This is a genomic window from Stenotrophomonas sp. 2694 (assembly GCF_040548715.1).
Lineage (GTDB): Bacteria > Pseudomonadota > Gammaproteobacteria > Xanthomonadales > Xanthomonadaceae > Stenotrophomonas > Stenotrophomonas indicatrix.
In genome coordinates this window covers 42,498-63,986 of sequence record NZ_JBEPSG010000012.1, presented here as the reverse complement: position 1 = coordinate 63,986, position 21,489 = coordinate 42,498, and the positions used below count along the sequence as shown (strand labels likewise).

Sequence of the window (21,489 nt, the reverse complement as noted above, 5' to 3'; positions counted from 1 at the left end):
GGAGTTAGGAGCCCGCGTCCTGCGGAAATTCCTGTCGAATCCGCTGAAGATAGCGATCAGATGCTGCCTGATCACCCAGCCGCGCCTCGATTTGAGACGCAAGTTGTAACACGGAACGCGTGGCCGGTGCAGCCGCAATCCTACGTTCGGCGAAGGCGCGGGCCTCCATGAACTGGCCACGACGGAAGCTCAGCTGGGCCATCGCCTCCAGCGCGACCGGGTTGCCAGGCACTTGGGACAGGGCGGCACGCAGGTTGCGTTCGGCGCGATCAAGCTGCCCGGCATCCAACGCACAGCTGCCGCCGTTGGCCTGCGCCTCGGCCGGCGTGGTGTAGCTGCGCGCCTGCAGCGCACGATCGAACCAGGCCAGTGACTCGGCAGCCTGTCCGTTCTGGCACAGCCAGGCACCATAATTGTTGAGCACGTCCCCCCGCTGCGGCGCCAGTTCGGCGGCCCTGCGGAAACCTTCCCCGGCCTGTCGGGTGCGGCCACGCTGATCATCGATGCCGGCCAGCAGCACCAGTGCATCGGGGTCGGCAGGCGCCAGCTTGATCGCATCGCGCGTCTTGCGCTCGGCCGCATCGAGGTTGCCGCTCTGCATGTCGCGGGCGGCCAAGGCGAGCAGATCCGCGGCGCGGACCTGCCGGCGAACACCTTCAGGGTCGCGGACCGAATAGACCGTCGCCTGGCTGGGGCCCAGCTTGGCTTTGGGTTGCGACTTGCAAGCGGTGACCGAGAGGGCCAGCACGCCTGCAAGCAGTGCCAGCCAGAAGCGATCAGGCCGCGGCATCGCTCCCCTTCCCTGCCTGCAGTGTCTTGTTGAACTCAGCCTGGCGGCGCGTGCGATCCATCACCTGGCCCTTGAGCTGGCCACAGGCGGCGTCGATATCGTCGCCACGGGTGCGGCGCACCATGGTCAGCACGTTGCTGTCGAGCAGGATCTTCTGGAAGGCGCGGATATGCGCTTCTTCGGAACGCTCGTAGCGGGTACCCGGGAACGGGTTGAACGGGATCAGGTTGACCTTGCCCGAGTCCCTGGCCTGCACCGCGTTGTCGAACTGGTGCATCAGCCGCGCCAACTGGCGGGCGTGCTCGGGCTGGTCGTTGATGCCCTTCATCAGGGTGTATTCGAAGGTGACCGATTCGCGGCGCTTGTTGGCGCGCAGGTAGCGTGCGCACGAAGCCATCAGCTCGGCGATCGGGTACTTCTTGTTGAGCGGCACGAGGGTCTCGCGCAGCTCGTCGTTCGGCGCATGCAGCGACACCGCCAGCGACACGTCGCTTTCGGTGGACAGGCGGTCGATCTGCGGCACCAGGCCGGAGGTCGACAGGGTCACGCGCTTGTTGGCCAGGCCGTAGCCCAGATCGTCGCGCATCACGCTCATGGCACGCACGACGTTGTCGAAATTCATCAACGGCTCGCCCATGCCCATCATCACCACGTTGGTGAGGCGGCGCATCTGGTGCGGCACGTTGCCCAGGTGGCGCGCCGCGATCCACACCTGGCCGATGATCTCGGCGGTGGTCAGGTTGCGGTTGAAGCCCTGGGTGGCGGTGGAGCAGAACGTGCAGTTCAGGCCACAACCGACCTGCGAGGACACGCACAGCGTGCCGCGGGTCTTGTCGGGGATGTACACGGTCTCGATGGCATTCTTGCCATCCACGCCCATCGCCAGCAGCCACTTGTGGGTGCCGTCGGCGGAGGGCTTGTCGAAGATGATGTTCGGGACGAGGACCTCGGCATGCTCCTGCAGCTTGGCGCGCAGAACCTTGCCGAGGTCGGTCATCTCATCGAACTCGGTGACGTAGCGATGGTGGATCCACTTCATCACCTGATGGGCGCGGAACTTCTTCTCGCCGAGAACCTCGACGAAAAACTTCTCCAGGCCCGCGCGATCGAGGTCGAGCAGGTTCTGCTTGCCAGCCGTGGGTGCCGACTTCGGCAGCGGCTGGATGGCGATTTTCTGTACGACCTCGTTCACGGCATTACTCTCAGCGCGAGACGACTTCGGTGGCGGCGAAGAAGTACGCGATTTCAATCGCGGCATTCTCGACCGAGTCCGAGCCGTGGGCGGCATTGGCATCGATGGATTCGGCGAAGTCGGCGCGGATGGTGCCCGCAGCGGCTTCCTTCGGGTTGGTGGCGCCCAGCAGGTCGCGGTGGGCCAGGACGGCGTTCTCGCCTTCCAGGGCCTGGATCATCACCGGGCCGGAGATCATGAACTCCACCAGTGCGTTGAAGAACGGACGCTCGCGGTGCACGGCGTAGAAGCCTTCGGCTTCACGACGCGACAGCTGCTTGTACTTGGCGGCCACGACCTTCAGGCCGGCCTTTTCGAAGCGGGCGTAGATTTCGCCGATGACGTTCTTGGCAACGGCGTCCGGCTTGATGATCGAAAGGGTGCGCTCCAGCGCCATGGGATGTCTCCAATGGAATCGGGCCGCTGATGGCCCGAAGGGTAACAAAAAAAAAGCCGCGTCGAAACGCGGGCTTAGCCTGATAAACGTGCGCGGATTGTAAAAGATAACGCGGCAGGGTGGTAGTGCCGCCCGCTGGCCGGCATTGGCCGCAGGGGTCGGATCCCCGCAGGGGCTCTGACCCCATTACGGGGCCAGCACCGAGGTCCGAGCCCCAGGGGGGGATCCGACCCCAGCCACCACCCCATTCACCCACCTGAGCGGATTCTGACCAGCCCGAGCATTTTTGCTGCACTGCAAAATGCCATACGGTACCGTCTGGTTCTAGTATCAAACAATCGTTTGATTAAGGTCCGCCCGCCCGATGGCCAAGCCCGCCCACTTCTCGACCAAGGACCGGATCCTCGGCGCCGCCGAGGAGCTGTTCGCCCAGCACGGCTTTGCCGGCACCTCGCTGCGCCAAGTCACCAGCCAGGCAGACGTCAACATCGCTGCGGTCAACTACCACTTCGGCTCCAAGGAAAACCTGGTCAACGAGGTGTTCCGCCGCCGCATGGACGAGATGACCGGCGCCCGCCTGGCCCAGCTCGAGCGTGCCCGCAACGAACACCCCGGGCAACTGCGGCCGGTGCTCGCCGCCTTCGTCGAGCCGGCCCTGGCGCTGGCCCAGGACCGCCAGAACGGCGGTGCCTTCGTCCGCGTGATCGCCCGTGCCTACGCTGAAAAGAACGACAACCTGCGCAAGTTCCTGTCCGACCACTACGGCCACGTGCTGCGTGAGTTCGGCAAAGCGATCGCCACCTGCGTGCCCGGCCTGAGCAAGGAAGAGCTCTATTGGCGCCTGGATTTCCTCGCTGGCTCGCTGACCTATGCCATGGCCGATTTCGGGCTGATCAAGCGACCTGCCGGTGTCACCGAAACGGCGCATCGTGCCCATGCCGCCCATGAACTGATCCATTTCGCCGAGGCCGGATTCCGTGCCGCCGCCCGCAGCGGCAGCGCCCTGCCCGCCTCCATTGATTCCACCCAGTAACTGCTGACCAACAAAGGCCCTACACCATGTCCAATTCCCTGCTAGTCCGCCGCGCCGCCGTGCTGGGTGCCGGCGTCATGGGTGCCCAGATCGCCGCCCACCTCACCAATGCCGGCGTCGACACCGTGCTGTTCGACCTGCCTGCCAAGGAAGGTCCGGCCGATGGCATCGTGCTGAAGTCGATCGCCAACCTCGGCAAGCTGAGCCCGGCGCCGCTGGCCAGCAAGTCGCTGGCCGAAGCCATCACCCCGGCCAACTACGAGACCGGCCTGGAGCAGCTGAAGGACTGCGACCTGATCATCGAGGCGATCGCCGAGCGCATGGACTGGAAGCAGGACCTGTACAAGAAGATCGCCCCGTTCGTGGCCGACCACGCCGTGCTGGCCTCCAACACCTCGGGCCTGGGCATCAACAAGCTGGCCGACGTGCTGCCCGAACAGCTGCGCCACCGTTTCTGCGGCGTGCATTTCTTCAACCCGCCGCGCTACATGCACCTGGCCGAGCTGATCCCGGCCACCACTACCGACGCCAGCGTGCTGGAAGGCCTGGAAGCGTTCCTGGTCACCACCCTGGGCAAGGGCGTGGTGTACGCCAAGGACACCCCGAACTTCATCGGCAACCGCATCGGCGTGTTCTCGATCCTGTCCACCATCCACCACACCCAGGAATTCGGCCTCGGCTTCGACGAAGTGGACGGCCTGACCGGCCCGCTGGTCGGCCGCCCGAAGTCCGCCACCTACCGCACCTCCGACGTGGTCGGCCTGGACACCATGGCCCACGTCATCAAGACCATGGGCGATACCCTGCCCAACGACCCGTGGCATGAGTTCTTCAAGTCGCCGAAGTGGCTGGATGCGCTGATCGCCAAGGGCGCGCTGGGCCAGAAGACCGGCGCCGGCATCTTCCGCAAGGTCGGCAAGGACATCGTGGTGCTGGACCTGGAAAAGCAGGACTACCGTCCGGCTGACCGCGCCGCTGCGCCGGAAGTGGTCGAGATCCTGAAGATCAAGAACCCGGCCGAGAAGTTCGCCAAGCTGCGCGAGAGCCAACACCCGCAGGCGCAGTTCCTGTGGGCGACCTTCCGCGACCTGTTCCACTACAGCGCCTACCACCTGGCCGACATCGCCGAGACCGCGCGCGACGTCGACCTGGCCATCCGCTGGGGCTACGGCTGGTCGCTGGGCCCGTTCGAAACCTGGCAGGCCGCCGGCTGGAAGCAGGTCGCGCAGTGGATCGCCGATGACATCGTCGCTGGCAAGAGCATGAGCAACGCCCCGCTGCCGGATTGGGTATTTGACGGCCGTGACGGCGTGCATGCCGCCGAGGGCAGCTACAGCCCGTCGCGCAACGCCAAGCTGCCGCGTTCGTCGCTGCCGGTGTACCAGCGCCAGCGCTTCCCCGATCCGCTGCTGGGTGAGAAGTTCGCGCCGGGCGAGAGCGTGTTCGAGAATGACGGCCTGCGCATGTGGCACGACGGCGATGGCATCGCCGTGGTCAGCTTCAAGACCAAGATGAACACCGTGTCCGACCATGTGCTGGATGGCCTGCAGGAATGCGTCACCCGCGCCGAGAAGGACTTCCAGGGCCTGGTGATCTGGCAGCAGAAGGAGCCCTTCTCCGCCGGTGCCGACCTGGCTGGCGCCCTCGGCCTGCTGCAGGCCGGCAAGGTCGATCAGTTCGAAGCGATGGTGCACAACTTCCAGCGCACCAGCCAGCGCATCAAGTACTCGCTGGTGCCGGTGGTGGCTGCCGTGCGTGGCCTGGCCCTGGGTGGCGGTTGCGAGTTCCAGATGCACAGCGCCAAGACCGTGGCCTTCCTGGAAAGCTACATCGGTCTGGTCGAGGCCGGCGTCGGCCTGCTGCCAGCCGGTGGCGGCCTGAAGGAACTGGCGGTGCGCGCATCGCAGGCCGCCGGCCCGGGCGGTGACGTGTTCGCCGAACTGAAGAAGACCTTCGAGACCGTGGCGATGGCCAAGGTGTCCAACTCGGCGGTCAACGCCAAGGAACTGGGCCTGCTGCGCAGCACCGACAAGGTGGTGTTCAACAGCTACGAGGCCCTGTACATCGCCAAGGCCGAAGCACGCGCCCTGGCCGAAGCGGGCTACCGTCCGCCGCTGCCGGCACGCCGTATCCAGGTGGCCGGCGACGTCGGCATCGCCACCTTCAAGATGATGCTGGTCAACATGCTGGAAGGCCGCTTCATCAGCCCGTACGACTACGAGATCGCCGAGCGCATCGCCACCGTGCTGTGCGGCGGCAAGGTCGACCGCGGCACCCTGGTCGACGAAGAGTGGCTGCTGACCCTGGAGCGCAAGCACTTCGTCGAACTGGCCCAGCAGGAAAAGACCCAGGCCCGCATCGCGCACATGCTCAAGACCGGCAAGCCGCTGCGGAACTGACGGAAGACATCGGTAGTGCCGGCCGCTGGCCGGCAACCTCTTCCAACCCCTATTCAAGAGATCACTGCAATGACCAAGCAAATCCAGGACGCCTACATCGTCGCCGCCACCCGCACCCCGGTTGGCAAGGCGCCCAAGGGCATGTTCCGCAACACCCGCCCCGACGACATGCTCGCCCACGTGCTGCGCAGCGTCGTGGCGCAGGCGCCAGGCGTGGACGTCAACCGCATCGATGACGCGATCATCGGCTGCGCGATGCCCGAAGCCGAGCAGGGCATGAACGTAGCCCGCATCGGCGTGCTGCTGGCCGGCCTGCCGAACACCATTGCCGCGCAGACCGTGAACCGCTTCTGCTCCTCCGGCCTGCAGGCCGTGGCGCAGGCGGCCGACGCGATCCGCCTTGGCAACGCCGACCTGATGCTGGCCGGCGGCACCGAATCGATGTCGATGGTGCCGATGATGGGCAACAAGATCGCGATGGCCCCGAGCGTGTTCGACAACGACCACGTCGCCATCGCCTACGGCATGGGCATCACCGCCGAGAAGGTCGCTGAAGAGTGGAAGGTCTCGCGCGAAGAACAGGACGCGTTCGCCCTGGCCTCGCACCAGAAGGCCATGGCCGCCATCCAGAATGGTGACTTCAAGGACGAGATCAGCCCGTACGAGATCGTCTCGCACCAGCCCGATCTGGCCGACGGCAAGCGCATCATCACCCGCAACAAGGTGGCCGACACCGACGAAGGCCCGCGTCCGGATTCCTCCGCTGAAGGCCTGGCCAAGCTGCGCCCGGTGTTCCGCAACGGCCAGTTCGGCGGCACCGTCACTGCCGGCAACTCCTCGCAGATGAGCGATGGCGCCGGCGCAGTGCTGCTGGCGTCGGAACAGGCGATCAAGGATTACGGCCTGACCCCGCTGGCCCGCTTCGTCAGCTTCTCGGTGGCTGGTGTGCGCCCGGAAGTGATGGGCATCGGCCCGATCGCCGCGATTCCGAAGGCACTGAAGCAGGCCGGCCTGACCCAGGACCAGCTGGACTGGATCGAGCTCAACGAAGCATTCGCGGCACAGTCGCTGGCGGTGATCCGCGATTGCGGCCTGGACCCGAGCAAGGTCAATCCGCTGGGCGGCGCGATCGCGCTGGGCCATCCGCTGGGTGCGACCGGCGCGATCCGTACCGCGACCCTGCTGCACGGCCTGCGCCGTCGCCAGCAGAAGTACGGCATGGTGACGATGTGCATCGGCACCGGCATGGGTGCGGCGGGCATTTTCGAGGCGCTGTAGGGTTCAAGGCGTTGCCTCGTTGGGCTTCAAGGCGTGGGCCGGGTTGGCAGGGCTACCCGGGACACGCCGTGAACCCATCCATGGGGGCTCGATGGCGCCATCCATGGCGCCAACGGTCCCGGGCAGCCCTGCCAACCCGGCCCTTCCAGCCTCCCCGCGGCGGTGGGATAAGAAGAGGCAAGAGCAGTAGATCCACGCCATGCGTGGATGCTCCGAAAACGAAAAAAGGCAGCCATCGGCTGCCTTTTTCGTTTCTGCCCTGCTCTTGATTCCGCCCTTCCCGTCCGCGCCCGCAGGAAACCAAGCTGGGGGGATGGGTGGGCCTTTGCAGGACCGTTGGCGCCATGGATGGCGCCATCGAGCCCCCATGGACGGGTTTACAGCGTGTCCTGCGAAGGCCCACCCATCCCGCCCATCACGTATCAATCAAGGCGCCGCGAACGGAGCGCTTGAAAACCCTTACTCCGCCAGCATCGCCGCCAGCTTCTCGCGCGCCGGGCCGGCCAGCTTCGGGTTGTCCAGCGCGAAGCGGATCGTCGCCTCGACCAGCCCCAGGTGGGTGCCGCAGTCGAAACGGGTGCCCTCGAAACGATAGGCATCGACCTCGTCGGTCTTCAGCAGTTCGGCGATCGCATCGGTCAGCTGGATCTCGCCACCGGCACCGGTGCGGGTCTGCTCGAGCAGCTCGAAAATCTTCGGGCTCAACACGTAGCGCCCCACCACTGCCAGGTCACTCGGTGCGTCTTCCGGCTTGGGCTTCTCCACGATCTGCGAGATACGCCCCTTGCGGCCGTCGAACGCCTCGGTGGCGACGATGCCGTAACTGGCCGTCTTGTCGTGGGGCACGTCCTCCACGGCGATGACGCTGGCACCGCTGGCCTCGTTGAGGTCGGCCATCTGCTTCAGCGCACCCGCGCCGCGGTTCCAGATCAGATCGTCGGGCAGCAGCACGGCGAACGGCTCGTCACCGATGACCGCCTTGGCGCACAGCACCGCATGGCCCAGGCCCAGAGCCTCGGCCTGGGTGACGAAGATCGCGCGCACGCCTTCCGGCAGCACATGGCGGATCAATTCGAGCTGCTCGTGCTTGCCCGCGCGCTCGAGCTTCTGCTCCAGCTCGTAGGCCTTGTCGAAATAGTCGGCGACGGCGTGCTTGTAACGGTTGGTGATGAACACCAGGGTGTCACAGCCTGCTTCGATCGCCTCATCCACGGCGTACTGGATCAGCGGCCGATCGATGATCGGCAGCATCTCCTTCGGCACCGTCTTGGTCGCCGGAAGAAAACGCGTGCCCAGACCCGCTACCGGGAATACCGCCTTGCGAATGCGCTTGCTCATTGGTGCCTGTTGGCCTCACGTGCCGGAAAGGGCACAACCTTAGCGGATGAAATGTAAGCATCCTGTTCGATTGGCGAGAATTCCGGCATGGTCGCAAACAGGATTTCCTGGATCGTATCGATGTCGTACCGGGCAATGGCCTCGCGCAGCTTCGGCACGTTGCCCAGCACGATGTCCCGCGAGAACGAACGGACGCCGGCCTCGAGGATCTTCGGGTGCGCGGTCGGCCGGTAGTCCTCGTCGGAATAGAACAGCGTCTCGTGCAGCTTCTCGCCCTGGCGCAGGCCGGTATAGATGATCGGAATTTCCTTGTAGGGCTGCTTTCCCGCCAGGCGGATCATCTGCTCGGCCAACACCCGGATCGGCACGGGCTCGCCCATGTCCAGGGTGTAGATCGCGCCGTGCGACGCCGACGCGGCCGCCTGCAGGATCAGCTGGCACGCCTCGGGAATGGTCATGAAATAGCGGCTGACCTCCGGGTCTGTCACCGTGACCGGGCCGCCCTTGAGGATCTGCTCGCGGAACAGCGGCACCACGCTGCCGGCCGACGCCAGCACGTTGCCGAAACGCACGGTCACGAAACGGGTGTGCGTGGACTTCTGGTCCAGGCTCTGGCAGATCATCTCCGCATAGCGCTTGCTGGCGCCCAGCGCATTGACCGGGTCCACCGCCTTGTCGGTCGAGATGAATACAAAGTGCTCGACGTGGGCTTCCAGGCAGGCGCGGGCCACGTTCTCGGTAGCCAGGATGTTGTTGCGCACGGCTTCACGCAGCTGACGCTCCAGCACCGGCACGTGCTTGTAGGCAGCCGCATGGAAGGCGGTGTCGACCGGGTGCAGCGACAGCGCGTGGCGGATCACTGCAGGATCACCACAGTCACCGAGCACCGCTTCGATCTCGACATCAGGGAAGCTGCGGCGCAGCTCGCCCTCGATGGTCAACAGCAGCAGCTCACTGATCTCCAGCAGCACGATACGACCGGCGCCATGGCGCGCGCACTGGCGGCACAACTCGGACCCGATCGAGCCACCGGCACCGGTCACCATCACCGTGCGCCCGCCCAACCAGCCACGGATGAGGTTCCAGTCCGGCATGATCGGCTTGCGGCCGAGCAGATCTTCGATCGCCACTTCCTTCAGCTGCCCCGGCAGCGACTGCCCCTGCAGGATGTCGCTGAGCTTGGGCACCGTGCGGAACGGAATGCCGGTGCTCTCGCAGATGGCCACCACGCGCTGCATGCCGACGGCATCGAGCGAAGGCATGGCAATCACCAGCAGCTTGGCTGCGGTCTCGCGGGCCACTGCCGGTGCATCGTCCAGCGTGCCCAGGATTGGCAGGCTCTGCAGCTTGGCCCCTCGCAGGTGCGGCGCATCATCGAGCAGGCCGACCGGCTCGAAATTGCCGGACCGGCGCAGGTCGCGCACCAGGGTCTCGGCGGCCTGTCCGGCGCCGAGAATCAGCACCCGGCGCGCGCTCGAGTCGGACTGCAGCGACTGATAGTCCTTCCATGCCCGGTACAGCAGGCGTGGGGCGCCCAGCAGTGCCGACAGTGCGAACGGATAGATCACCAGCACCGACATCGGCACGCCGTTGAAGCGCTTCCAGGCCAGCACCAGAACAATGGCGATCAGGCCGATGAAGCTGGCCTTGAAGATGTTCAGCAGGTCGCTGACGCTGGCAAAACGCCACAGGCCGCGATAGAGGCCGATACGCCAGAACACCAGTCCCTGCAGCGCCAGTACCAGCGTGGTGTCCACGTTCCACAAGGGCAATGCAGGAGCGTCGGCCAGAATCGAGTAACGACCTGCGTGCAGCAGCTGCCAACAGGCCCATACCATGAACAAGTCGTGGCAGACGATGGCCGTACGCGGCATCAGGCCGAGGATTCTGTCCCGCCAGGGTGAAGACATAGATCGAGTAATTCCTTATCGGTGGCGCAATCCATTGCGCAGGAGGAGCCACAGCAGGGTCAGCGCGGCAAACCACGCGACCGCTACGACAGCCTCCCACCTCGGCTGCAAATTGGTGCAGATATTGAACACTGTAATACTGAACAGGCCCAAAACAAAGTACATCCCTGTCACCTGGGCATGGCTGGCTCCTGCCTGCACCGCGCGCTGGTAGACATGCTGGGTGTGGGGTTCCATCCAGCGTTGCCCGGAAAGCATGCGCGCCAACAGCGTGAAGCCCGCGTCCACAAGAAATGCAGACAACGGCAGCAACAACAGGATCCAGTTGATGTCGGTGTGCACTGCCGCGACGGCCAGCACCACCGCCACGGCATAGCCGAGGGCGCCACTACCGACATCACCCATGAAGATCCGCGCCTGCGGGAAATTGAATGGCAGAAAACCCAGGCAGGCCAAGCCGAGAACAACGGCCACCAGCGAATAGGGCCAGGGCAGCACTGTCGCAAAGCCGAGCGCAACGATGATGGCCTGGCTGCTGGCAATCCCGTTGATGCCATCCATGAAGTTCCAGATGTTGATCAGCGAGGCGGTGAAGAACAGCACCAGCAGGCTCAACAGCCAGCTACCCCCGTGCATCTTGACCAGCCCTGCCAGCAAGGCAGCGGCGAGGAAATGCACCAGCAAACGGCGCATGGCTGGCAGCGGCCGATGGTCATCCCACCAGCCGATGCCGGCAACCAGCAGCAGGCCAAGGCTGGCAACAGCCAGGCTGGGCGCGGCGTCCGGCCAGAAAAAAGCGGCCACGGCCGCGGCAACCAGCAGACTGATCACGATGGCGATGCCGCCACCGCGAGGGGTGGCGACACTATGGCTGCGGCGCTCGCCGGGCTGATCCAGCAGCTGCCTGCGCAGCGCATACACGCGCGCCGCCCAGGTCAATGCCGCGCTGAGCAGGGCCAGGCCCAGCAGCGCGGCCATCACAAGCCACGGCATGGTTCAGAGCACCGCGTAATTCAACAGCGGCTTGACCGTGCCCCACTCCTTGCAGCTGGGGCATTGCCAATGGTGGGTGCGGGCGCCGAACCCGCAGCGGGTGCAGCGGTAAGCGGGGTTACGCACCAGCAACTGATCGGTGATGTGCTTGAGGTCATGCAGGGTCGCGGTGGAATCTGCGCCCTCGGCCAGGGTGAGGTCGATCAGCGCCGATTCGCCACGCACCGACGGGCGATCCTTGAGCTGGCGGCCGAGGTAGGCGCGGGCAGGTGCAACACCCTCCTGCTCTTCCATCAGGCGGGTCAGCGCCAGCACCGGGGCGATGCCGCGGTAGTGCTCGGTCATCTCGGACAGGAACGCGCGCGCGCCGCCGAGGTCGCCGACCTTGCGGTAGTTTTCCATCAGCGCCGGCAGCACTTCCGGCAGGTACTCCGGATCGTTGCGGGCGGCACGCTCGAAGGCGCGCACGGCCGCCTCGGCGTTGCCTGCATCGGTTTCCAGGCGGCCCTCGATGATGCCGGCACGGACCGACATGGCATCAGCCTGGTAGGCGCGGGCAATGGCCGCCCTCGCCTCTTCCAGCTTGCCAGCGCCACGGAAGCGCTCGGCGAGCTCGCATTCAAACTGCCCGATCAGCTTGCCCATCGGCTCGCCGGTGACATCCTCGAAGCGGGTGGCGTTGTCGATCGCCTTTTCCCAGTCGCGCTCGGCCTGGTAGATGCCGATCAGGTGCTTGAGTGCCTGCGGTGCCCGCTGGTCCAGCTGTGCCAGTTCGGTGAACACGGTTTCGGCACGGTCCAGCAGGCCGGACTTCATGTAGTCCTCGCCCAGTGCCAGCAGGGCCTGCACGCGCTGCGCGTCGTTCAGGTCCTGGCGGTTGACCAGGCCCTGGTGCAGACGAATCGCGCGGTCCACTTCGCCACGGCGACGGAACAGATGGCCCAGCGCGACCTGGGTCTCGAAGGTTTCCTTGTCCAGCTCGGCGATGTGCAGGAACAGTTCAATGGCCTTGTCCGGCTGCTCGTTGAGCAGGTAGTTCAGGCCACGGAAATAGGTGCTGGACAGGTGGCTGACCTGGTTGTCACCGTGGCGTTGACCGCCGCGGCGTCCGATCACCCAGCCGGCCAGGGCCGCCAACGGCAGGCACAGGAAGAACCAGAACCACTCGGAAACGAATTCCATCGTCGATCAACGTCCATCAAAAGATTGGGAGGGGGCAACCGGCGCCGACGGTGCGGCCGCCGACTTGTTGGCTCGGCGCAGCTGGCTGTAGAGCGGAATGACCACGCTTACCAGCACCAGGCCAGCGCCGACCACGACACCAATCAGCAGGGCGGCGATCAGCGCCACACCGACGGACGTGTTCAACTGGGTAAACAGCAGGTTGATCGACATGGCCGTCATGTTGACCGCACCGATGATCAGACCAAGGATCAGAACCGCCAGCAGGACCAGCAGACGAAAAACTTTCATGCGACAGCTCCATTGGCAGGAGGCCGTAGCTTATCCGACTCGTGGTGGGATTCGCACGAAGTCGCGCGACGGATGGCTCAGGCCGGATCTGCGTCCAGCGGCAGCACACTACTGACCCGCTCGCGCAATTCCTTGCCTGGCTTGAAATGAGGGACATGCTTGCCCGGCAGGGCAACCGATTCGCCGGTCTTCGGGTTGCGCCCCAGGCGCGGCGGACGGTAGTGCAGCGAAAAACTGCCAAAGCCGCGGATCTCGATGCGATCGCCGGCCGACAGTGAGCCCCCCATCATTTCCAGCAATGACTTGACCGCCAGATCGACATCATCGGCCTTCAGGTGCGCCTGCCGGCGCGCAAGGATTTCGATCAGTTCGGATTTGGTCATTACCGGCTCACATCAGGGGCATCTCAGCCTGAAACGGCCCGGGCAGTGCCCGGGCCGTCCAGGAAACAACGAACAGCGTAAGGCCGATATTACTCGGACTTGTTACCGTTCAGCTGTGCACGCAGCAGCGCGCCCAGCTGGGTGGTGCCGCTGGAAGCCGAAGAGGACTGGTATTCCTCCAGCACTTCGCGCATTTCCGCGTCGTCCTTGGCCTTGATCGACAGCTGCAGGGTACGACCCTTGCGATCCATGCCCACGAACTTGGCTTCAACCTTGTCACCGACCTTCAGGTGCTGGGTCGCGTCGTCAACACGCTCGTTGGCGATGTCGCGAGCTGCAACATAGCCTTCGATGCCGTCGGACAGCTCGATGATCGCGCCCTTGGCGTCGACTTCCTTCACCACGCCTTCGACCTTGGAGCCCTTCGGATTGGTCGCCATGTACTGGCCGAACGGATCCTGCTCCAGCTGCTTGACGCCCAGCGAAATGCGCTCGCGCTCCGGATCGACGGCCAGGACCACTGCGTCCAGGTTGTCGCCCTTCTTGAAGTTGCGAACGATGTCTTCGCCAGTGGTCGCCCAGCTGATGTCGGACAGGTGAACCAGGCCGTCGATGCCGCCGTCCAGGCCGATGAAGATGCCGAAGTCGGTGATCGACTTGATCTGGCCCGACACCTTGTCACCCTTCTTGTGGGTGGCAGCGAAGGTTTCCCACGGATTGGCGGCAACCTGCTTCATGCCCAGCGAGATGCGGCGACGCTCCTCGTCGACGTCCAGGACCATGACTTCAACTTCGTCACCGACCTGCACAACCTTGGACGGGTTGACGTTCTTGTTGGTCCAATCCATCTCGGAAACGTGCACCAGACCTTCGACGCCCGGCTCGATTTCGACGAATGCGCCGTAATCGGTGACGTTGGAGACCTTGCCGAACACGCGGCTGTTGGCCGGGTAACGACGGGCGATGTTATCCCACGGATCTTCGCCCAGCTGCTTCAGGCCCAGCGAAACGCGGTTGCGCTCGCGGTCGAACTTCAGCACGCGCACGTCCAGCTCGTCGCCGACATTGACGACTTCGGACGGATGGCGCACGCGCTTCCATGCCATGTCGGTGATGTGCAGCAGGCCGTCGATGCCGCCCAGGTCCACGAATGCGCCGTAATCGGTCAGGTTCTTGACGACACCCTTCAGGATCGCGCCTTCCTGCAGCTTGTCCATCAGCTGCTCGCGCTCTTCCGAGTGCTCGCTTTCGACGACAGCGCGGCGCGAGACCACGACGTTGTTGCGCTTGCGGTCAAGCTTGATGAGCTTGAATTCCAGCTCCTTGCCTTCCAGGTAGGCCGGATCGCGCACGGGGCGCACATCGACCAGGGAACCCGGCAGGAAGGCGCGGACATCCTTGATGTCCACGGTGAAACCACCCTTGACCTTGCCGCTGATGCGGCCGGTGATGGTTTCGTTCTTTTCCAACGCTTCTTCCAGCTCGTCCCACACCATCGCGCGCTTGGCCTTCTCGCGCGACAGGACGGTTTCACCGAAGCCGTTCTCGATCGAGTCGAGGGCGACCTTGACGATGTCGCCTTCGGCAACATCGATTTCGCCAGCGTCGTTACGGAACTGTTCGATCGGCACGATGCCTTCCGACTTCAGCCCGGCGTTGATCACCACGACGTCGCCGCGGACTTCAACAACGGTACCGCTGACGATGGCGCCCGGCTTCAGCTTGGCCAGGTTGGCCTGGCTGGCTTCAAACAGTTCGGCAAATGATTCGGTCATTAGATTTACTCTGTTGGACACATGGGTCGGTTGGCTTCCCTTCAGGGAATGGCTACCGCCCGCCTGTTGGTCGACCCCGGAAATGCAGGTCGTGTGTGGAAGTAGGAAAACCGCCACGCATCATTGCGCGACGGAGCTTTTACAGCACTGCAGATGCGCGACCTCCACCGATGCTGCTGGCAGAGCTCCCGCGCGAACGGATCAGGCAGCCGGAACCGGAAGCAGATCCATCACTCTGGCAACGACATCTTCGATGCCGATGCCTGTGGTGTCGATGAGGACAGCATCGTCTGCCGGCTTCAGGGGCGCCACGGTACGCTGAGCATCACGGGCGTCGCGGGCCATGATCTCGCGCAGGAGGTCCTCAAAGTTAACAGAAACCCCCTTGTCTTTCAACTGCTTATGCCGGCGCTCGGCGCGCTCCTCGGCACTGGCGGTCAGGAAGACCTTGTAGGGGGCGTCCGGGAAGATCACCGTGCCCATGTCGCGGCCGTCGGCGACCAGACCCGGCTCCATCCTGAATGCGCGCTGGCGCTCCTTCAGGGCGGCCCGGACCTCGGGAATGGCGGCAATCGCCGACGCCAGCGCCCCAGTGGTCTCCAGCCGCAGCTCGTCGGTGGCATCGGTGCCATTGACCAGGACCCGCATGCCATCGCCCTGCTCGACGAACTGGACATGCGTATCAAAGGTGCAGCGCACCAGCGCGGAGGCATCGGAGGTGTCGATGTCGGCCCAGCTGGCCGCCACGCCGACCGCGCGGTACAGAGCGCCCGAATCCAGGTAGTGCCAGCCCAACCGGCGCGCCACGATGCGGCTGATGGTACCCTTGCCGGCCCCTGACGGGCCGTCGATGGTCAGGACGGGAACGAGTGGATTCATGGGGGTCCTTGCGCGTGTGAAGGGGGCATTCTAGCCCCTGCCGGACACCCCGTAACGGGCCTTTTGTGCAACCACTTGAAACCATGGGGAAAAGCCCGGTAGAATGGCGGGCTTGAACGAGCGTCCACTGCCGATTGTCTTTCGCATATCGCGGCCACGCTCCACCCGAACAACTACTGTTTACGCCGAGGTATGCCATGAAAGTTCTGTCCTCCCTGAAGTCGGCGAAGGCCCGTCACCGTGACTGCAAGGTCGTGCGTCGTCGTGGCAAGATCTTCGTCATCTGCAAGTCGAACCCGCGTTTCAAGGCGCGTCAGCGCTAAGCCCAACGGTCCTTGTGACCGCGGCTGGCCCCACGCGGGGCCGACCCGATGCAAAAAGCCGCCTTCGGGCGGTTTTTTGTTTATGCGGTTTTTTCCTGCCGTTTTTGCTGTAATCGCTGTTCTTGACCACTGGGGAGTAGATCGAGATGACGCGTTACCTGTGCACCCTGGCCGTACTGGCCACCCTGGCTGCCGCCACTCCGGCGATGGCCGATACCCTGCTTGTCGACCGCGCCCGCGAAAAGCCGGCCGGCGCGCTGCCCGTCCGCGGCCAGAGCATGCAGCAGGTGCAGTCGCAGTTCGGCGCGCCGGCAGAGCAGCTGCAGCCGCGCGGCGGGCAGAAACGGCAATGGCCGACCATCCACCGCTGGGTGTACCCGCAGTTCACCGTCTACTTCGAGAAGCAGAAGGTGATCGACGTGGTGGCAAACCAGGCGGATCCGAACGAAATCGGCCCCAAGCCGCCGATCCGTTGACCCCCATGCCCGCCACCGGCGGGCGCGTGTAGCGAGACCATGAACCAGACCCTTCGTTTTCCTGCCGAATGGGAAGCCCAGAGCGGCGTCCTGATTGCCTGGCCCACCGCCGACACCGACTGGGCCGACCGCCTGGGCCAGGTGGAAGAGACCTACATCGCCCTGGTTGCAGCGATCACCCGCTTCCAGCCGGTGCTGATCTGCGTGGCCGACGATGACGTGGAGACCTACGCCGAAATGCGGCTGCGCTCCAATCGCATCGACATGGACAAGGTCCACTTCACCACCGCCGCCTACGACGATACCTGGCTGCGTGATTCGGGCCCGATCACCCTGCGCCGTGCCGACGGCAGCTTCCAGCTGCTGGACTTCCGCTTCACCGGCTGGGGCGGCAAGTTCGACGCCACCCTGGATGACCAGCTGGTCGGCGCGCTCGACCAGGCCGGCGTGTTCAACGACGCGACGGTGCGCAGCATTCCGTTCGCGCTGGAGGGCGGCGGCATCGAGACCGATGGCGAAGGCACCCTGCTGACCACCTGGAAGTGCCTGCACGAGCGCCATCCCGACCGTGACCGCGACAGCCTGAGCGCCGACCTGGCCGACTGGCTGCAGCAGAAGCGCGTGCTGTGGCTGGATCATGGCTATCTGGAAGGCGACGACACCGACGCCCATATCGACACCCTCGCCCGCTTCGCCTCGGCCGACAGCATCGTCTACCAGGCCTGCGACGACGCCAGCGATTCGCACTACGCCGAGCTGCAGGCGATGGGCGCCGAGCTGGCCGCACTGCGCACGGCTGACGGAAAGCCGTACCGCCTGTTCCCGCTGCCGTGGGCACAGCCGGTGATCGATGAAGGCCGTCGCCTGGCTGCTTCGTATGCCAATTACCTGATCGTCAACGGCGCGGTGCTGATGCCGGCCTATGGCGACCCGGCCGATGACCTGGCCCGCGACGTGCTGGCACAGGCCCACCCGGGCCGCGAGATCGTGCAGGTGCCGTGCCGCTCGCTGATCTGGCAGAACGGCAGCCTGCACTGCATCACCATGCAGCTGCCGGCTGGGCTGTTGAAGGCATAAGCCACGCGGTAGCGCCGGGCCATGCCCGGCGAGCGCGGCGGCATCTGGAAAATCCGCCGGGCATGGCCCGGCGCTACCGGTTGCGTGCACCATTCAGCAGCCAACACGCTGTCGTGGCGCATCCGCGTTAACATGCGGGTTTTCCCCCGCAGGATCGCCCCGCATGAACTCGCGCAGCCCCCTTACCGTCGCCCTGATCCAGGAGCGCAACCACGGTGATGCCGCCGCCAACCTGGCGGTGATCGAAGCGCGTGTTGCCGACGCCGCGGCGCAGGGCGCGAAGCTGGTGCTGCTGCAGGAACTGCACAACGGTCCCTACTTCTGCCAGCACGAATCGGTCGATGAATTCGACCTGGCCGAGCCGATTCCGGGCCCGAGCACCGAGCGCCTGGGCGCGCTGGCCAAGAAGCATGGCGTGGTGCTGGTCGGCTCGCTGTTCGAGCGCCGCGCTGCCGGCCTGTACCACAACACCGCCGTGGTCTTCGAGAAGGACGGCACCTTGCTGGGCAAGTACCGCAAGATGCACATTCCCGATGACCCGGGCTTCTACGAGAAGTTCTACTTCACCCCGGGCGATATCGGCTTCAAGCCGATCGACACCTCGGTCGGCCGCCTCGGCGTGCTGGTGTGCTGGGACCAGTGGTACCCGGAAGCAGCGCGCCTGATGGCGTTGGCCGGTGCTGAGCTGCTGCTGTACCCCACCGCGATCGGCTGGGACCCGGATGATGTGCAGGAGGAAAAGACCCGCCAGCGCGATGCCTGGGTACTGAGCCACCGTGGCCATGCCGTAGCCAACGGCGTGCCGGTGCTCAGCTGCAACCGCGTCGGCCACGAGGCTTCGCCGCTGGGCGCCTCAGGCATCCAGTTCTGGGGCAACAGCCACGTGCTGGGCCCGCAGGGCGAGTTCCTGGCCGAAGCCGGCACCGACGCGACCATCCTGATGTGCGAGGTCGACCTGCAGCGCAGCGAACACGTGCGCCGCATCTGGCCGTTCCTGCGTGATCGTCGCATCGACGCCTACGGCGACCTGCTCAAGCGCTACATCGACTGACCCGGAGCCCGCGCATGGCCGTACTCATCCGTGATGCCGGCCCTGCCGACATCGCTGCGATCACCGCGATCTACGCGGTGGAAGTGACCGACTTCGTCAATACCTACGAGTACGAGATCCCCGACCAGGCCGAGATGCTGCGCCGCATGCGCGACATCATCGACCGCGGCTTCCCCTACCTGGTGGCCGAGGTCGACGGCCAGGTTGCCGGCTATGCGTATGCCAACACCTACCGCACGCGCATCGCCTACCAGTGGACCGTTGAGAACTCGGTCTACGTCGATGCCCGTTTCCAGGGCCGTGGCGTCGGCACCAGCCTGCTGCAGGCACTGATCGATGCGTGCACCGCGCGCGGCCATCGACAGATGGTGGCGGTGATCGGCGAGCCGACCAACACGGCCTCCATCAAGCTGCACGAACGCTTCGGTTTCCAGCTGGTGGGCGTGTTCCGTGGCCTCGGCCGCAAGCACGGCCGCTGGCTGGACACCGTACAGATGCAGCGCGCGCTCGGCGATGGCGCCGATTCCGCTCCTTCCAATGAATGATTCCATGACCGAAACCCTTCCCGAAACCGGCGATGATCTGTTCGCCGGCCAGCCCGTGCGCGTCGTCGAGCGCGATGGTGTGCGCTACACCCTGCTGGGCACTGCCCACGTCTCCCATGCCAGCGTCGAGGCGGTGGAGAAAGCCATCGACAGCGGACGATTCGATGCGGTGGCCGTCGAGCTGGACCCGCAGCGCCTGCAGGCGCTGAGCGACCCGGACACGCTGGCCAAACTGGACCTGGTGGAAGTGATCCGCAAGGGCCGCGTCGCGTTGTTCGCGGCCAACCTCGCGTTGTCGGCCTACCAGCGCCGACTGGCCGAACAGCTCGGCATCGAGCCGGGCGCGGAACTCAAGCGTGCGGTGGACCTGGCGCGCGAGCGCAACCTGCCGGTGCACCTGATCGACCGCGAAGTCGGCCTGACATTCCGCCGTGCTTCGCAGCGACTGGGCTTCTTCGGCAAGCTGAAGCTGGTCGCCGGGCTTGGCGCCGGCCTGTTCTCGTCCGAAGATGTCGGCGAAGACGAGATCGAGAAGCTGAAGCAGGGCGACATGCTGGAATCGAGCTTCGGCGAGTTCGCCAGCGAGAACCCGGCGTTGTACGAAACGATCATCGGCGAGCGCGACCGCTACATGGCCACGCGCCTGCGCGAAGCGCATGATCCGCAGCAGCGCGAAGTGCTGGCGGTGGTCGGCGCCGGCCATCTGGCCGGCCTGGCGCGTTACCTGGAAACCGATACCGAGGCGCCTGCGCCGTTGCGCGAGCAGCTGGAAGCGGTGCCGAAGAAGCGCAACATCCCGTGGTTCACCCTGGCGATCCTCGCCATCGTGGCCACCGGCATCGGTGTCGGCTTCTATCGTGGTGGACTGGGCGTGGGCACCGAACTGCTGGCGACCTGGGCGATGTATACCGGCGGCCTGGCTGGCCTGGGCTGCCTGGTGGCCGGCAGCCACCCGCTGAGCATCCTCACCGCGATCGTGGTGGCGCCGTTCAAGCCGTTCCGCCTGAGCATCCCCACCGGCGCATTCGCGGCACTGGTGGAAGCGCGCCTGCGCAAGCCGACCTACGAGGATTTCCTCAAGCTGCGTGACGATGCACAGTCGTTGAAGGGCTGGTACCGCAACCGTGTCACCCGCGTGGTGCTGACCTTCATGCTGACCAACCTGGGCAGCATGCTGGGCCTGTGGCTGACCGCGGGCAAGGTGTGGAGCAAGGTGGCGAGCTGATCGGATTCTGCAGAGCCGAGCATGGCTATACTCGCGGTTTAAGGAAGGAGCACGCCGATGGATGCATACGATGCGCTGATGCGCGATGGTTTCGTGGTGGTCCGCCAGGCCATCGCGCCCGCACTGGTGGAAGACATCAACGAGCGCATCGCGCGCTTCAAGCAGCGCAATCCCAAGTCGGTGTCGCGCAACCTTGACGATCACAAGCGCTTGTATCGAGTTGTCAACCTGCACCTGGTGGTGGATGCGATGACCCGCCTGCTCACCGACAACCCGGCCATCGACGTCTGTGACCGCTTCCTCGGCGAACCCACCACGCTCTACACCAGCCTTTACTACGAGCGCGGCTCGGAACAGTCGTTGCACCGCGATACACCGGTGTTCTGCACCTCCCCGGGTGAGCGTTACATGGGTGTGTGGACGGCACTGGACGCGGTTGATGACAGCAATGGCCCGCTGCGCGTCGTTCCGCGCAGCCATCTGTTACCGCCCATCGATGTGCAGGCACTGCGCCGCAAGGTCTTCGGCGACGGGCCGGTCAGCGCGATGTCGCCGGAAGGCTGGACGGCTTATCAGGACGCGGTAGCACGCCAGTGCGAGGAGGCAGGCCTGCAACCGCAGGCAGTCCACGTGCAGCCGGGTGACGTGATCGTCTGGCACCCGCAGCTGTTCCATGGTGGTGCCCCGCACCCGTCGGCCGGCACTCGCCGCAGCGTGGTCATGCACGTGACGCCGAAGTCGATGCCCGTGGGCCACATGGATGTCTTCTATGGCCAGACCCCTTCGGCAGAGAAGGCGCCTTGGCGCTACTACCGGCGTGGCCGGCGTGAGATCGCGCGATTCGGACAGGTCGATTTCGGCCACGAGTACACGCGTCGCACCTGGTTCCTTCGCAAGGCTTGACCCAGCCAGC

The 21,489-nt window shown here is 65.1% G+C and carries 21 protein-coding genes; 10 read left to right on the top strand and 11 right to left on the bottom strand.

Features of this window, described 5'->3' with window-relative positions; genetic code table 11:
* Nucleotides 1-4 precede the first annotated feature (4 nt).
* The 3 genes from pilW to ndk are packed head-to-tail and all read right to left on the bottom strand — an operon-like array spanning nucleotide 5 to nucleotide 2,418.
* Nucleotides 5-790, bottom strand: coding sequence for a type IV pilus biogenesis/stability protein PilW (gene pilW / locus ABIA73_RS14685; RefSeq protein WP_033830909.1), 786 nt, complete (start codon nucleotides 788-790; stop codon nucleotides 5-7).
* Nucleotides 777-1,982 carry a dual-specificity RNA methyltransferase RlmN gene (rlmN, locus tag ABIA73_RS14680; protein ID WP_032977561.1) on the bottom strand — a complete coding sequence of 402 codons (1,206 nt, stop codon included), beginning with the start codon at nucleotides 1,980-1,982 and terminating at the stop codon, nucleotides 777-779. The genes pilW and rlmN overlap by 14 nt, the downstream gene beginning before the upstream one ends.
* 10 nt (nucleotides 1,983-1,992) lie before the next feature.
* Nucleotides 1,993-2,418: a nucleoside-diphosphate kinase gene (gene ndk, locus ABIA73_RS14675; RefSeq protein WP_008265389.1), complete on the bottom strand. Its 426-nt coding sequence runs from the start codon at nucleotides 2,416-2,418 to the stop codon at nucleotides 1,993-1,995.
* A 364-nt stretch (nucleotides 2,419-2,782) separates the two neighbouring features.
* Between ndk and ABIA73_RS14670 the strand changes: the two genes are divergently transcribed.
* The 3 genes from ABIA73_RS14670 (at nucleotide 2,783) to ABIA73_RS14660 (ending at nucleotide 7,128) form a co-directional block, all read left to right on the top strand.
* Nucleotides 2,783-3,451, top strand: a complete 669-nt coding sequence (locus tag ABIA73_RS14670) for a TetR/AcrR family transcriptional regulator (protein WP_025875011.1) — start codon at nucleotides 2,783-2,785, stop codon at nucleotides 3,449-3,451.
* Nucleotides 3,452-3,477: 26 nt separating this feature from the next.
* Nucleotides 3,478-5,850 (top strand): 3-hydroxyacyl-CoA dehydrogenase/enoyl-CoA hydratase family protein, encoded by a 2,373-nt coding sequence (locus tag ABIA73_RS14665; RefSeq protein WP_354275960.1) that lies wholly within the window; start codon nucleotides 3,478-3,480, stop codon nucleotides 5,848-5,850.
* 69 nt (nucleotides 5,851-5,919) lie between these two features.
* Entirely contained in the window at nucleotides 5,920-7,128 is a 1,209-nt protein-coding gene (locus ABIA73_RS14660) for an acetyl-CoA C-acyltransferase (RefSeq protein WP_025875015.1), read from the top strand.
* 459 nt (nucleotides 7,129-7,587) lie between these two features.
* Here ABIA73_RS14660 and galU read toward each other — a convergent pair whose 3' ends face one another.
* The 8 genes from galU to cmk all read right to left on the bottom strand — a co-directional run bounded on the left by galU (nucleotide 7,588) and on the right by cmk (nucleotide 15,879).
* Nucleotides 7,588-8,466, bottom strand: coding sequence for a UTP--glucose-1-phosphate uridylyltransferase GalU (galU, locus tag ABIA73_RS14655; RefSeq protein WP_025875017.1), 879 nt, complete (start codon nucleotides 8,464-8,466; stop codon nucleotides 7,588-7,590).
* Nucleotides 8,463-10,376 (bottom strand): polysaccharide biosynthesis protein, encoded by a 1,914-nt coding sequence (locus ABIA73_RS14650; protein WP_025875018.1) that lies wholly within the window; start codon nucleotides 10,374-10,376, stop codon nucleotides 8,463-8,465. The genes galU and ABIA73_RS14650 overlap by 4 nt, the downstream gene beginning before the upstream one ends.
* 15 nt (nucleotides 10,377-10,391) lie before the next feature.
* Nucleotides 10,392-11,369 carry an MraY family glycosyltransferase gene (locus tag ABIA73_RS14645; protein ID WP_025875019.1) on the bottom strand — a complete coding sequence of 326 codons (978 nt, stop codon included), beginning with the start codon at nucleotides 11,367-11,369 and terminating at the stop codon, nucleotides 10,392-10,394.
* Between the two features lie 3 nt (nucleotides 11,370-11,372).
* On the bottom strand, nucleotides 11,373-12,551 hold the full coding sequence (gene lapB, locus ABIA73_RS14640; protein WP_025875020.1) for a lipopolysaccharide assembly protein LapB: 1,179 nt from the start codon (nucleotides 12,549-12,551) through the stop codon (nucleotides 11,373-11,375).
* A 6-nt stretch (nucleotides 12,552-12,557) separates the two neighbouring features.
* Complete coding sequence (locus tag ABIA73_RS14635) at nucleotides 12,558-12,842, bottom strand: lipopolysaccharide assembly protein LapA domain-containing protein (protein ID WP_025875021.1); 285 nt, start codon at nucleotides 12,840-12,842, stop codon at nucleotides 12,558-12,560.
* A 77-nt stretch (nucleotides 12,843-12,919) separates the two neighbouring features.
* Nucleotides 12,920-13,225: an integration host factor subunit beta gene (locus ABIA73_RS14630; protein ID WP_005409286.1), complete on the bottom strand. Its 306-nt coding sequence runs from the start codon at nucleotides 13,223-13,225 to the stop codon at nucleotides 12,920-12,922.
* Nucleotides 13,226-13,314: 89 nt separating this feature from the next.
* Entirely contained in the window at nucleotides 13,315-15,000 is a 1,686-nt protein-coding gene (gene rpsA / locus ABIA73_RS14625; RefSeq protein ID WP_025875032.1) for a 30S ribosomal protein S1, read from the bottom strand.
* 201 nt (nucleotides 15,001-15,201) lie between these two features.
* Complete coding sequence (gene cmk, locus ABIA73_RS14620) at nucleotides 15,202-15,879, bottom strand: (d)CMP kinase (protein ID WP_025875034.1); 678 nt, start codon at nucleotides 15,877-15,879, stop codon at nucleotides 15,202-15,204.
* A gap of 197 nt (nucleotides 15,880-16,076) precedes the next feature.
* Here cmk and ykgO point away from each other — a divergent pair, with 197 nt between their 5' ends.
* The 7 genes from ykgO (at nucleotide 16,077) to ABIA73_RS14585 (ending at nucleotide 21,479) form a co-directional block, all read left to right on the top strand.
* The gene (gene ykgO / locus ABIA73_RS14615; protein ID WP_005409283.1) at nucleotides 16,077-16,202 is read left to right on the top strand and encodes a type B 50S ribosomal protein L36; all 126 of its coding nucleotides are present in this window, start codon (nucleotides 16,077-16,079) and stop codon (nucleotides 16,200-16,202) included.
* A gap of 146 nt (nucleotides 16,203-16,348) precedes the next feature.
* Nucleotides 16,349-16,678 carry a hypothetical protein gene (locus tag ABIA73_RS14610; protein WP_025875042.1) on the top strand — a complete coding sequence of 110 codons (330 nt, stop codon included), beginning with the start codon at nucleotides 16,349-16,351 and terminating at the stop codon, nucleotides 16,676-16,678.
* A 39-nt stretch (nucleotides 16,679-16,717) separates the two neighbouring features.
* Entirely contained in the window at nucleotides 16,718-17,755 is a 1,038-nt protein-coding gene (locus ABIA73_RS14605) for an agmatine deiminase family protein (protein ID WP_025875044.1), read from the top strand.
* A 163-nt stretch (nucleotides 17,756-17,918) separates the two neighbouring features.
* The gene (locus ABIA73_RS14600) at nucleotides 17,919-18,806 is read left to right on the top strand and encodes a carbon-nitrogen hydrolase (RefSeq protein WP_218789139.1); all 888 of its coding nucleotides are present in this window, start codon (nucleotides 17,919-17,921) and stop codon (nucleotides 18,804-18,806) included.
* A 14-nt stretch (nucleotides 18,807-18,820) separates the two neighbouring features.
* Nucleotides 18,821-19,351 (top strand): GNAT family N-acetyltransferase, encoded by a 531-nt coding sequence (locus tag ABIA73_RS14595; protein ID WP_025875048.1) that lies wholly within the window; start codon nucleotides 18,821-18,823, stop codon nucleotides 19,349-19,351.
* A gap of 4 nt (nucleotides 19,352-19,355) precedes the next feature.
* A complete protein-coding gene (locus ABIA73_RS14590; RefSeq protein ID WP_025875050.1) occupies nucleotides 19,356-20,576 on the top strand; it encodes a TraB/GumN family protein in 1,221 nt (406 codons plus the stop codon).
* A gap of 57 nt (nucleotides 20,577-20,633) precedes the next feature.
* A complete protein-coding gene (locus ABIA73_RS14585; protein WP_134832398.1) occupies nucleotides 20,634-21,479 on the top strand; it encodes a phytanoyl-CoA dioxygenase family protein in 846 nt (281 codons plus the stop codon).
* The last annotated feature ends 10 nt before the right edge of the window (nucleotides 21,480-21,489 follow it).

Coding starts and splice junctions, on each gene's coding strand:
- ABIA73_RS14670 (WP_025875011.1), top strand. CDS start 2,783: ATGGCCAAGCCCGCCCACTTCTCGACCAAGGACCGGATCCTCGGCGCC.
- lapB (WP_025875020.1), bottom strand. CDS start 12,551: ATGGAATTCGTTTCCGAGTGGTTCTGGTTCTTCCTGTGCCTGCCGTTG.
- ABIA73_RS14585 (WP_134832398.1), top strand. CDS start 20,634: ATGGATGCATACGATGCGCTGATGCGCGATGGTTTCGTGGTGGTCCGC.
- galU (WP_025875017.1), bottom strand. CDS start 8,466: ATGAGCAAGCGCATTCGCAAGGCGGTATTCCCGGTAGCGGGTCTGGGC.
- ABIA73_RS14635 (WP_025875021.1), bottom strand. CDS start 12,842: ATGAAAGTTTTTCGTCTGCTGGTCCTGCTGGCGGTTCTGATCCTTGGT.
- ABIA73_RS14610 (WP_025875042.1), top strand. CDS start 16,349: ATGACGCGTTACCTGTGCACCCTGGCCGTACTGGCCACCCTGGCTGCC.
- ABIA73_RS14645 (WP_025875019.1), bottom strand. CDS start 11,369: ATGCCGTGGCTTGTGATGGCCGCGCTGCTGGGCCTGGCCCTGCTCAGC.
- rpsA (WP_025875032.1), bottom strand. CDS start 15,000: ATGACCGAATCATTTGCCGAACTGTTTGAAGCCAGCCAGGCCAACCTG.
- ABIA73_RS14600 (WP_218789139.1), top strand. CDS start 17,919: ATGAACTCGCGCAGCCCCCTTACCGTCGCCCTGATCCAGGAGCGCAAC.
- ABIA73_RS14605 (WP_025875044.1), top strand. CDS start 16,718: ATGAACCAGACCCTTCGTTTTCCTGCCGAATGGGAAGCCCAGAGCGGC.
- ABIA73_RS14595 (WP_025875048.1), top strand. CDS start 18,821: ATGGCCGTACTCATCCGTGATGCCGGCCCTGCCGACATCGCTGCGATC.
- ABIA73_RS14630 (WP_005409286.1), bottom strand. CDS start 13,225: ATGACCAAATCCGAACTGATCGAAATCCTTGCGCGCCGGCAGGCGCAC.
- cmk (WP_025875034.1), bottom strand. CDS start 15,879: ATGAATCCACTCGTTCCCGTCCTGACCATCGACGGCCCGTCAGGGGCC.
- pilW (WP_033830909.1), bottom strand. CDS start 790: ATGCCGCGGCCTGATCGCTTCTGGCTGGCACTGCTTGCAGGCGTGCTG.
- ndk (WP_008265389.1), bottom strand. CDS start 2,418: ATGGCGCTGGAGCGCACCCTTTCGATCATCAAGCCGGACGCCGTTGCC.
- ABIA73_RS14665 (WP_354275960.1), top strand. CDS start 3,478: ATGTCCAATTCCCTGCTAGTCCGCCGCGCCGCCGTGCTGGGTGCCGGC.
- ABIA73_RS14590 (WP_025875050.1), top strand. CDS start 19,356: ATGACCGAAACCCTTCCCGAAACCGGCGATGATCTGTTCGCCGGCCAG.
- ykgO (WP_005409283.1), top strand. CDS start 16,077: ATGAAAGTTCTGTCCTCCCTGAAGTCGGCGAAGGCCCGTCACCGTGAC.
- ABIA73_RS14650 (WP_025875018.1), bottom strand. CDS start 10,376: ATGTCTTCACCCTGGCGGGACAGAATCCTCGGCCTGATGCCGCGTACG.
- ABIA73_RS14660 (WP_025875015.1), top strand. CDS start 5,920: ATGACCAAGCAAATCCAGGACGCCTACATCGTCGCCGCCACCCGCACC.